We start from the raw sequence: 12284 nt of genomic DNA, 5'->3' as shown, positions 1-12284 counted from the left end.
ACGGGGACGGGCGGGACGCAGTACAAGGTGTTCATCAACGAGTACCTGCCGCAGTCGCACAACAAACCGGGCACCACGATGCCGGATTATGACCAGCAGTTCGTCGAACTGGTGAACACAGGCACCACGGCGGTGGACCTGGGTGGCTGGAAGATTCACGACGCCAGCTCCTACGCGGGCGAAGACGACACGCGGCACGTATTCCCGGCGGGGACGATGATTCAGCCGGGCAAGTCGTACGTCGTGTACTCGGGTCCGACGGCGGTGCCCACGGGCGCGACGAACGCCACGGCGGCCTCGGGAGGCGGGCTGTACTTCAACCGGGGCGTCAACACGGGCAGCAGCGGCGACACCGTGCTCCTGGTGCGGCCGGACAACACCGTGCAGGACAGCGCGGGGTATCAGGACACGGAGGTGGGCATCTCCTACAACCGGAGCCCGGACGGGAGCTCCACCGGGACGTGGATGCCGCATACGCAGCTGTCAGCCGGTGTTGAGGCTTCGCCTGGGCGGCGGGTGAACGGCACGGCGTTCTGACGGGAAACAACGAGGAAGGCGGTGAGGCTCAAGGAGCCAGCGTCCCAGCCTGCCAACTCAAAACTGCTCAGTCCTCCAGGCCCTATTTACCTAGCCCAGCAGAAGCGAGCCGGGCACGAACGGCGGCAACTCAATCGGGAGCTAGGCCAAGACCTGGGCCTGCCGCATAGACGTCATTCAGGACGACGCCACGAGCGCATCCCGTGAATAGACCCACGACCTCCACAAGCTGCTCATCGACCATATGCGGGTACAGCACTGCCAAGAGCGGCAGGTAGCCGGTCTCTGGTATTCCATCCGGGAATGCTCTGCTGATCAGGCTCGTGGTACTCACGAGATGGGATGGTATGTTCATGGCGCTCGGGGCCTTGCAGCAAGAGAACCATTGTCGCGCGAATGGGTTTGGGACTGCCAACCGCCGGATTCTCCAAGTGGAGGCCCTCCTGGCGCTGCCGATCTGCCCCCGTCCTCTCGCAGCTCGTCGGCCACCGTCGGCAACTTCTCTGCCCTGCGACGGAAGACGTGGCGCTCCAGCGTCGCCATCTTCGCCTCCAGTGACGTCAGGCGCGCCTTGAGGTCCTCCGCCTCCTCGCGCCAAGGGCAGAAGCGGTCTTGAGGTAGCTCCCGCGGCACTCCACCTCAACACGCCACCGCGCTGCGTCCCGGGCGCATCAGGTGCCCGTACGCCCGGGAGGCGTCCAGGCGGGCTGGCTCCTCACCTCGGCCACGTCGATGCCGTCCAGCAGCATCGCCATGAGGCAATCTATCGACTTGCGCATGTCCACCGGCTCCGTCGCCAACACCACGCGCACCGACGCAGGCAGCGAGAACACCACCTCACCGCCCCAGCGCGATAACGAGCCGCGCCACGTAGTTGACGTCGGTGTCCATGGAGAACCGCAGGCGCGCTCCGCTGGCCAGCACCACCTCGAGCAGCTTCGTACTCAGCTGCGGCGCGACAGCTACCTCCACCGGCTACGGCTTCCTGGCCGGCTGGCGTCGGCGCCGGTACACTCACGACTGCAGCGTGCTCAGCCGCAGCCCGCTCTGCCGCGAGAACTCCTGCTGCGTCAGCCCACTCGCCTGGAACGCTTCGACGCCCCGGAACCACTCCTGCTTCCCCACCGGCTTCGACATGCACGCCAGGGTCCACGGCGCCGCCCCCTCACTCAACGCCTCTCAGCACGTCGTTTGCCGGACGGATACGAGGCTCTCGTCACAGTCTTCTCGCGGGGCATCGGTGGGCAGGAGGGTGTCCGCCCTCCTCCCACCGCCTACTCGCACCCGGCTGGCTACGGCTGCCGTAGCGGCACCACGCCGCGCCCCGTCCTCCCGCCAGCCGACGAGCGAACATCACCGACAGCCACACGCAAGAAACCGGCTCGCTGATGGCCGACTCGCACTCCCTTAGCCACTTCCCATCACCCTGCCGACCCGAAACGGGCCCGGTTTCCATCAACCACCGTGCTCAGCAACATCCACCGGCTTCGACATGCACGCCAGGGTCCACGGCGGCGGCTCCTCACTCAACGCCCCTCACCACGTCGTTTGCCGGACGGATACCCCCGGCGGAAGGCCGCCTCCGCCAAGTCCAAGTCCCTCGCCACCTCCGCGACGGACTTACCCTATTCCAGCACCAGATTCACCGCTCCGGCCTTGAATTCGGGGCTGAAGTTACGTCGCTGCCCCCTCTTCTTCTCCCGCTCCGTCCCACCACCACATCGGAGGTGTCCAGGGAAGCGGACGAAGCCCAGTGTCAGCCATCACGCTCTTGCTCGATTTTAAGGCGGTCTTCGCGTGCCTTTTGCACTGCAATACTGAGGTCGCCTAGGCCGTTAGCTCTGTACCACTCACGCAAGCACTCACCACACATGGCATCCCTAGAGTAGTCCGGTTCAAGCGTTGGTGGGGCGCCTCGTCGATACTCAGAAAGCCATGTTTCAACCGGCGCGACGCACGCAGCACACAGATGATGAACATCTGTCATCCTGTCCACAAATACACCCACACCCAGAGGCAATCCTTCATCCACAGCCACCGCAACATGGGCGCAGCAGCGACTAATAAAACTAAGCCCGTGACGCTCACACTCCATCATCTTGGCGCCCCCTTCATAGGAATACCAAACATACCATACAAATACTCCTGTGCTCCAGTCGGCCCAGGCACATCCACTCCCCCAGCACGAAGGACATCGCACACTGCTGTTGTGCAGGCGTTGGCAGATGAACCCGTAGGGGCCCATCGCCCCATATCACCGGCTCCGAGTTGCTCCAACTGCTTATGCTGCGCAGCGAAGGCATCCGCAAGGCTAACCTCTCGTACTTCGGCGGGAGTTCGCAATTGGTCCCGCGCCACATCGTCAATCTCGTTGACCCAAGTGGACCGACCCGACCTAGACATCGTTTGATGTGTCTCGATTCTCGTACCAATCGATGGATGCACTTCCACCGAGAAGTGAGGCGAATCATTATGGTTTAGATACTTGCGAATGATCGCCTTGCCCTCTGCCCCCTTCGGCGGCTTAACGGAGTCGCTACGAGGCCCGGGCGCATCCTTCTTTGGCCTCCCAACAGCAGCCGTCCCAGGCTTGTCCCTTGCCTCAGTGACCGTCCTTTCCCTGGCCCCCGACCTACCATTTCCATTCGCTGCGTTCGCAAAGACGGCCAAGCCCAGTGTCGGATGCGTCGGCCCCGTCACGGCAAGCACCCGCCCTGAATTGCCAAGTCCTACGGAGACGCCCGCTGCGGCCGTTGCGGGGAGCCGCGAAATGTTGGCCGACGCGCCCCGGCCAACTTCGTGCAGCAACGCCGCTTGCGCAGTGAAGTTGCCCAGCCCTTCACCAGCGCCGTAGAGGTCGCCGCGATCAATCGCGTCGCCCATCTGCGCCAAGCCCCCCGTGAGGCCATCCCAACTGCTTTGGATGAATGCCCCTGGGCTTCTGACGGAATGCAGCAACCCCTCAGTCCCCTGGCTGAAGGCCTCCGCCTGCGCCTGATACTGCGACTCGCCCGTCGCTGCATAAACGAGCGCTCCCGTGGCGTTGTAGGTGAGTACACCAACACCCCCGAACACCTTCGCGACACCCACGCCGTAACCGGCGAGCACCTGGCCTGATTCAACGCAGTTACCCCACGACACCATGTCGCTCGCGAAGAAGTTGACGCAATGGCCTGTCGGGTCCGAGTACCTCAGCGGATTGGCATAGGCATAGGCGTACCGATGCAGGCTGGGCGCGTCGTCCGATTTGCCCTCATACGAGTCCCGACTGATGAAGCGCCCCAGGTCCGAATCGTAGTACCGAGCACGTGCGTACGTGAGGCCTGTCTCCACGTCATACTGATGCCCCGTGAAGCCCAGTTTGAAGTCACTGACGCTTGGCGCCGAGCCACTGCGGTAATTCCCCCATGCGTCATACTCTCGAGCAGCAGTGACTTGGCCAATTACATTCAGAACATCTGTCACGCTCCCTAGCGCATCCATCCCCAGAAAACTCAAGCTTGCCGAGGGGGCTTCACTGACCGCAATCGGCCCTTCACCATAATGATAACGGCGCTGCGTCGGTCGATGGATTTGGCTTCCATCCGCCTCTTGCAAGACGAAAGCACCGTCGAGGACATACTCCACGTTCCCTGCGGCCGTGTGCCTCATCGTCCGCTGGAGGTTGGCATCGTAGTCGTAACGACCCACCTCCACGCCGTTGTCGTAAACGGCCGTCAACGTATTACGAACATCCCAGACAAAGGCGCGGGTAGAAGCCTGCACCGTCTTCTGCGTAATGTTTCCCGCCAGATCGTAGCCCAGAGAAACATGCTTCGTAGCATCCTTGAGATCGCGAAGATTCCGAAGCCAATCCACGCGATTGAAAATGCCGACAACGTCGTACGTAACTTCGTGGGCCAGAACCGTATTGTATGAGTCGGGACCGAGCCCCGAGACAGCAAGACTCGGCGCACGCCGCTCACCTGTTCTATTCCCCACAGCGTCCCACCGATAGAGCGACGCCTGCCCATCTGGGGCCTTAACGCCGGTGAGACGGTTCAGAACATCATATCCATACTCGGTAAACTCCGGGCTCCCAAGTTCCTGAGTCGAAGGGCTCGTGCGCACCGCGATCTGCACCAAGCGATTTCCATTACCATCATACGAATACGCATGGCGACTGACCATGGCCACGATGCTCTGGCACAAGTCGTTCACGCCTCCCTTGCCGACAACAATCTGCGAGAGGCGTCCTGCCGCGTCGTAGCAGCGACCTTCGGATATCCCATTGGGCCACGTGACACCCTTAAGGAGCGAATCGGGCCAGTATCGATACTCCACTACGCCTTCAGGCAGTGTCGCATGTGTAAGTCGACCCAACGCATCGTACATGTACGTAGTCGCAACAGCATCTGAGTCTTCGACACGTGTACGGCTCCCCAATGCGTCGTACCTGTATGACACTTGCTTCCCGTCATACTCGCGCAAGCGCGTCTTCAGTCGGTCGAGAGCGTCGAACGTAGAGGTAACAACCTCCTGTCGGACACCATTGGTGGTCTGCTTCGACTGTGACTCGCCAGTCAGATTCCCATTCGGATCATAAGTAAGGACCTCCGAATCAACAGAAGGGAACTCACGCGGGGTCGCATGTTGCGAATACGTACGGCTTGCCAACCGGTCAAGGAGACCATGGGCGAACTCAACTCGCTGCCCCTTCGGATCTACACGCGAGGCTTCGTTCCTGTTGCCATCATACGTATGGCGCCAGGTCAAAGTGCCCGTGTTGCTGGTGGGCGTCGCACCACTTTCAAATAGTGGGACACTATCCCGCTGTGCCGAAGTCAGCCGCGAGTGAGCATCGAGATGCTGGTGCTCAGCCGAACGCAAATTCCGGACGTCGTACTCATACGTCGTAAGATTTTCGTTCGCATCCTGCTTCGCCACCATGTTACGGGCGGCATCGTAGACGTACGAATAGAGCCCATTCGCAGCATCCGTAACGGATACGAGCCTACCTTCCTCCTCGTATCCGAATCTCGTTACGTACGTCCCCCCACAGGCATTCGCCTCCAACTGGGCCAGTGACATTCCACTTGCCGCTCCGTGCGCAAGCGAAGGCTGTCCCAGTGGTTGCTTAGCACAAACCTTGTTTCCTACGGCATCGTACGCCCAGGCCGTGACCTGATTCAGTGCGTTCTCTTCACGCACACGCCGGCCCAGATCATCATAGGTGTAGCGGAAATCGAATACGCTTCCTGTGACTCGGGGCCCCTTCGTCTGCGTCAACTGACCGGCAGCGTCATACTGAAACGTCGTCTTTGCCTCGTCGAGTGAGCCAGCGGCCAAGAGCTCTTCAATGAGACGTCCAGCACCATCATAGAGTCGCTCGGCCGCATGGCCATTCGCATCAACGAAACGAATGGGGTGTCCCGAAGCATTGTACTCCCAGGACTCCTCCGCAACGTCTGCGCCTTGCCCACGAACGCTGCGGGTCTTCCGCCCCAGTCCATCATGGAGCAATACGGTAGGAACTCCGCGCCTGTTCAGGTGCGTCTGCTCGCGGACCGCATCCGCATACTCCCATGTCTGTGAATATGTCGGCGAACTGCCGGCCGAAGCATAATCCGACTGACCAAGGACTCGCCCAGCACCATCATATGAGAAGCGAGCAATGTACCCCTTAGCATCTTGAGTCTGCCGCTTATGGAGCGCGTCGAACCTGAATTTTGTCACATAACCAAGCGCATCGATGCGACGAACCTCACGGCCAAGCCCATCCCGATAGAGCGTCGTGAGGTTCCCACGCGCATCCAACACTTCCTCACGTGTCAGCGCTTCTGCATCCGGGACGTCAATGTACGCACGCTGTCCCACGACAAGTGACTGTCCTCCCTGGGACAGACTTTCCACCAACACTTCATTGCGCGGCCGTCCCAATGCATCGTAGGTGAACCGTCTAGTGATTCCGCGACCGTCCACAGACTGGATGAGATTTCCTTCGCCATCGTAAACCTTGCTTGTGGAAACACCCATGGGGTGATGCACCGCCACCTGCCGGCCTAGCGCATCGTGCACCGTTTCAGTGCGTCGCCCCAGCGCATCGACTCGGGCAGCCACCCGACTGAATGCGTCATATTCTACAGTACTCGTCAGAGCGAGGGCAGGCCCAATGCGTGCATCATCTGGTTGGCGGGGCAGCGGGCCCGTCGGCGCGTCCTCGACCACCTTGAAAACACGCCCCAAGCCGTCCAAATGGCTCGCCTGGAGCAGGCCCCGAGCGTTCTGGGTCCATGTGACGTGCGCCACATCATCATGGACGGTTTGCGTAGTGTAAACAACGTTGCCTGTTTCCGCCGCAGCGCTCTCAGAGATCGACAGTGTTCGACCAAGGCCATCATATGTCGTACTCAGCGTCCGCTGCAGCACACCTCCAGCCTCCCGACGTACCTCCGTGACATTACCTCTCCCGTCATAGCTTCGACGTTCCACCCGGCCGAGCGGGTCAGTCAGGACAACGGCTCGTCCAAGCAAATCATACGCAGTGGTGCTCGCGTGCCCGCTCCCATCCACCTCGCGCACCTTCCGCCCGACCAAATCGTACCTAGACTCCTGAATGTAACGCAGCGGCTGGGCAGTATCGGACGCTCCCGGCACCTCAGGGCTATGCTCTTCCACGACTCGGTAAAACGAGTCCAATCGATATGTCCGATCAAACCCAGACAAATCCGCATGCCAGACCTTATTACCAGCATCGTCATACCTGGTCGTCGAGAGGACGTAGCTCCTCCCTACTTCATCGGGACTTCCCCCCTGTGAAATGAAGCGGGGGCCGTCCGCCACAGACACCTTCACCTCCACGGGCCGATCCGCGAAATCGTAGGCTGTGGTGGTAAGTACGCCGCGGCGGTCAATGACCGTCGTGCGATTACCCGCCTCGTCATAGCCGTAACGGGTCTCCAATGGAGCAGCGAGCCCGCCTCCTGACTCTACGATGCGCGCCAATCGTCCAGCTGCGTCCAGATAATAGTCTCGGACGAAATCCACTCCCTGCTCTTCACGCTTGAGTTGCCCGCCCGCGTAATACTGCACTGTCCGCGACACCCCGGGCTCCCCAAAGTTCCACTGGTCCTCCTGCGTCAGCCGATCTAGCGCATCCCATTGCAGAGTCCGATGCCGGCCAAGACCATCTTGCTCAACTTCCAGTCGCCCCCGTGCATCAAAGGTGGACTGTACCGTGATTACAGACGTGTCACTTACCTGCAGTGTCTTCGAGCGCAACTGCCCATACATGTCATATTCCGTCACCTGCTCCTCGTGACCGTCCGCGCCGACAGTCGCGGCCAAATCTCCCGGCAGAGCATTCGGCGGGCAATCGGCGCCCTCAATACCGCAGTAACGCCAACTCAACACAACGTCTTGCGGCGACGTCGCCAAGGATGCCACCACCTCGTCGCAAGGCGCAGTCGAAGTCAGCGCCGGACGAGACACCCGGTTCGCGTAGCGGCGCGTCTCAAGCACTCGCCCTGTCCCCACAGGAACCACCTGTTCAGGAGAATCCCCTATCGAATCGATTCTTGAGACAGTTGCAAAACCTTCCGCGTCCACATGACATACTTGAACGTTAAAGCCCGGGTCGTACCCCCATTTCTCCACTATTTCTTCGACGGGCAGACCTTGGGCGTCCAAAACCTGGAGCGTAGGGGCGACAAGCCCAGAACCCGGCAGCGCCGTGCCCCCAATACGACGTTCAGTCAAATTTCCAAATTCATCATAGACAAAATTCGTCACCCGCCCGCGCTCATCTGCTTCCGTTTCACGAGCACGGTGAGTTGCGTTCCATAGCGCACTAGACGTCGCAAAGACACCAGTGGTCAACGGCCGCACCGTCTCCACTACAGCCCCTGTCGCATTCATCCGGTAGCTTGACGCAGGCACCCCTGGCCGAGGTCCATGGACTGTCGTGGTGTAGACTGTCAGAGCTTCCCCGAGAATCGTGCGCGGCTCTGGTGCGATACTATACGCGAACGTGGTGATCCCCTCTCGAACAGGCAACGTTTCGAGAACCTCGATCACCTCTTTCACTCTCTCGTCTTTATTCATCAGCAGCAGGTATTGATCCTCGCCCGCCAACACATCCGTGCTGCTGTAATACGTATATCGGGTTACCTCGCCGTTGGGCCCCGTGTACCGCGACATCCGTGTCCGCCCAGCTTCGGAGGCGCCCTCTTCATAGGCAAAGGACTCAGTCCGAACGAGATTTCCCTCGTCGTAGCGAGATACGGACACCAAGCGACCTTGCTCATCATAGTCGTAGCTGACCACAGCCTCCAGGAAGGTCTCTTCTGCAGCATCTGGGGTCCTTGAATGATGCAACTCCACGGCGACAAGTTGCTGTCGCCCTCCGTGGAGCCCATATCCGAACCAGAGAGACCGTCCGCTCGCCAGATCGAACACCCGCGACAGCGTATTCTCTTCAGCGATATTATTATAGCTCAGCATCAGCGAATGCCCAGTCGGAGCAACCACCGACGTAAGTCGATATTTCAAAGGGAAGCTGAATGTGTCCAACAGACCGTAGCGATACTCCACCCCGCTCTTCGCCCTGAAAACATACGCTCGTTCAGTTCCGGTGCCCTCCGCACGGAACGTTCCGTGATATCCCGGCTGCGGAACGCAGCCCGTGCCGTCACCGGTGCATTTGAACACCTGTCCGCCCCCCTCACCACTGGTGACGAGAAAACGGAAGTCTCCAAGAGGCCGAACGACCCCATTATACGCATGCGTCCATCCCAATCCCAACACACCGTTTTCTGATTCACCACTGGCGTACGTACGCGACCATGTCAGCCCCAAACCTCGACTTGGAGACTCTAGATCCACGGCCTGCTTCACCAAATGACCATCCACCAAGCTGACCCCCTTGATGAACGTATGGCCCACAGACAGCCTCCCTTCCGACATGACGGAGGTCTTGAGCGGCACTTCCCGAGTCACTGTCTGAGCATTGGCATTCGCAGGAGTAAATGAGATACCAATAGTTTCAACCCCCGCAGCCCCCGGTGACAGGTCCACCACCGCGTAGCCATTCCACTCCACCACGATAGGCAATCCGCTAATCGGGGTGACCTGTGTGACGGCACTAGTAGCATTAACCTGCACAGCGGCTCTGGAGATCTCATCTCCGCCGCGCAACACGCGCAGTATTCCATCAGAATTAACAAGCACGACAAGCTGGGCAGAATAAGCCACAGGCACCTGGGCATCCTCAGGCGGCGGCTGTCCTGGAACAGGATTTCGCGCAGAAACAAAATCCCACGCTGGCAACACCCAGCGTGCGACCAGCGGGAGGCCCCTCAACACGAGCTCTGGTTCTTGAGCAGTGACTTCGAACTCTCTTACAGCCTGAAGAACCTTCGTGACGGAAGTCGGGCCATGATCTTTCGCGTACAGCTCGAACCGCACACCCCCGCCCCGAGTAGAGGAATTTAGGCTCAACAGGTGACTAACGCCGGCGGTTGATTGAATTTCCGCATCACCGTCGGAGTCAAGAGGCAGTTGCTCGAAGCCTGTTACAATGGCGTCGCCAGGTTCGTTCGGCTGAACTATCATTCGAACGTAGAGTTTATCCGAACTGCTATTGGCTACCGTGAATCCCACCGCTTGATCGGACGCATCCGCATCCCCCTCAGAGGATACGACTCTGCCGTCCGGAAGCCTCCTTATAAGGCGTAAGGAAGGAACGACAGAACGACTGGGGTTATACATTCCCCGGTGACAGGAAACAGGATTAACACGTCCCTCCACATAAACGCGGCAACTCAAAAGGTAATTCTGATACGGCTGGGGATTCCCCGCCGAAGGCGCCACCAAGGCCTTTACGCGATGAACAACAGACATCGCATCATCAAGGGGCTCAACTCCTATCAGAACAGGCTCTTCCACATAAGAATCCAGAAGATTTGAACTACTCCCACCTGGTCCGTAACCGGCATACGTATCAATCTTGACCTCAGCGGCCAGCAACCCCTGCTCATTGCCATTCAGCGGAGTCCAGCCAGTGGCGCCTTGCGGCCAGCGTAGAATCTGAATCTTCGAAACCCGTGAAGAGTGCAGCCCATAGACAGTGGCATACGGCTCATAAGACGGAGCACGCAGAACATAGGTATTCCTAGACGCGGTTGCACTCACGTCAAAGTCTTGAATCAGACTCCCCAAGGCAGCTGTAACACGATAGGTGCCTGATGTCGGCCCGGGAATATAGTCCACAGCCTGATACCCAGAGGTTCGAGACCAGCCAGTTATTGTCATCAACTGGAGCGGATTTGAGTAGTCGAGAACCTGGGGAGTGTCGACCATGCTAGACGCAAAGAACCGTCCTGTCGGATCCAACTGCGTCCAAACCACAGGCTCATTTGCCAGGTTATTTCCATACTGATCTACAACCCGAACATTCAGACTCCCCATCATCTGCAAGCCAGGTTCGGTCGGCGTATTATCAAAATTTGGAAGAAGGTTCGCAGGAACATCCGGCAATCCAACCAGTGCAAATGGCTGAATCAGCCCAAACACCTGAGTTCCGTTTGATGTCTCCGCTGCCACTAGATTGTAGCCCAGGTACTGGGCAGCGTAAGTGCCCATCCTTTGAATACGTGACCTCTCGATATTCGCATCGGGAACCACCCGCACCGACGCGTGCCCGTGCTCATCTGTAATTGCCTGCAACTCACTCTGTCCCCCCCCAGGTCCAGGATGTGGCAGAAACATCAAATGAGCATCCCCCGCTCGCTTGAACGTTACAGTCGCCCCGACAACGGGTTCACCAGAGAAAGTTGACACTCGCACTGTCACCGGCAAAGCGAGCGGCTGACCGACCACGCCTTCCTGCAGGTCAGTTGCCACGACTTTTTCGATACGAGCAACTTGCGTCACATCGTCTACCGCGAATCCCGCATCCCAGCTCGAAACCTTCGACTGCAGCCGAGCGATGCCCTCATGCGGTGACTCCCCCCAAGCCAGTTGCCATGCCCGTGTGTAGCTACCGCCAGAAAGCGACTCGATCGCCTTCAATTGAAGCGCGAGGGCTTCCAAGATTTCGTCTTTGTATGCTTGGGATGCGCCCCCCATGAAAGCGCCTGCGTTCACCTGCTCCACGACATTCCGAAGAGCAGAATGAGCGCGCTCCAGTGCTAGCGCCTCTGGCACCTCAGCCCATGGCATATGGAGAAAATGCTGCCACCAAGCAGGACGGGCTCCAAGAGTAGCATAAGCTTGCGCCAGGCTCTCAACCAATTGAACCTGATCCGCATCCCGTTTTGACTCCCACTCGGCGCGCGCTGCCTCAAAGGCCGCTGTCCAGTCCTCAGCCAGAGTTTCTTCTGACGAAGGAGGTTGGCGGCACATCGAGTCAACCGACAGCCCCCCTTCGAGCTGCTGCTCGGGCAGCCATTTCCAAACACCCCCATCCGCACGTGCCACCAGCGACGCTAACAGCGCTAGCAGCAACATCCCCGTCTGACCTGACCGCATCGCACTCCCCAAGGCTCGCATTGACATCTCCCCTTGCAGAGTTCACTACCTGCCCACTCCGACAAGTGTCAATTCCAGCGCCATCATGGTTTCGTCACGGTGCCCGAGCCCGACCTGGGTCAGTGCCGCATCAACCCAAGGCGTTCTTTCCGCACAGTCAGAACTCCAACCGTTGTAGAGCCTGACCAGTGCAGCGCGCAGACGCGAGGCAACACAGACAGTACGCCAGGAGCCAATAC

At 59.3% G+C, this 12284-nt stretch carries 5 protein-coding genes; 1 reads left to right on the top strand and 4 read right to left on the bottom strand.

Features of this window, described 5'->3' with window-relative positions; translation table 11 throughout:
- Positions 1-537 (top strand): lamin tail domain-containing protein (locus FMQ63_RS31385; RefSeq protein WP_141276837.1); only part of this gene is annotated, 537 nt, incomplete at its 5' end.
- A 671-nt stretch (positions 538-1208) separates the two neighbouring features.
- Here the strand turns inward: FMQ63_RS31385 and FMQ63_RS31375 are convergent.
- The 4 genes from FMQ63_RS31375 to FMQ63_RS31370 all read right to left on the bottom strand — a co-directional run bounded on the left by FMQ63_RS31375 (position 1209) and on the right by FMQ63_RS31370 (position 12024).
- Positions 1209-1370, bottom strand: coding sequence for a hypothetical protein (locus FMQ63_RS31375; RefSeq protein WP_020478205.1), 162 nt, complete (start codon positions 1368-1370; stop codon positions 1209-1211).
- Between the two features lie 4 nt (positions 1371-1374).
- On the bottom strand, positions 1375-1509 hold the full coding sequence (locus tag FMQ63_RS38490; protein WP_011556602.1) for a hypothetical protein: 135 nt from the start codon (positions 1507-1509) through the stop codon (positions 1375-1377).
- Positions 1510-1551: 42 nt separating this feature from the next.
- Positions 1552-1674 carry a hypothetical protein gene (locus FMQ63_RS38485; protein ID WP_020478206.1) on the bottom strand — a complete coding sequence of 41 codons (123 nt, stop codon included), beginning with the start codon at positions 1672-1674 and terminating at the stop codon, positions 1552-1554.
- 957 nt (positions 1675-2631) lie between these two features.
- The gene (locus FMQ63_RS31370) at positions 2632-12024 is read right to left on the bottom strand and encodes an RHS repeat-associated core domain-containing protein (RefSeq protein ID WP_225909579.1); all 9393 of its coding nucleotides are present in this window, start codon (positions 12022-12024) and stop codon (positions 2632-2634) included.
- Between the last annotated feature and the right edge of the window lie 260 nt (positions 12025-12284).

The organism is Myxococcus sp. CA005, from assembly GCF_006518205.1.
Classification (GTDB): Bacteria; Myxococcota; Myxococcia; order Myxococcales; family Myxococcaceae; genus Myxococcus; species Myxococcus xanthus.
Note: the sequence above shows the minus strand (reverse complement) of the source record. Positions and strands in the feature narration are given on the sequence as shown.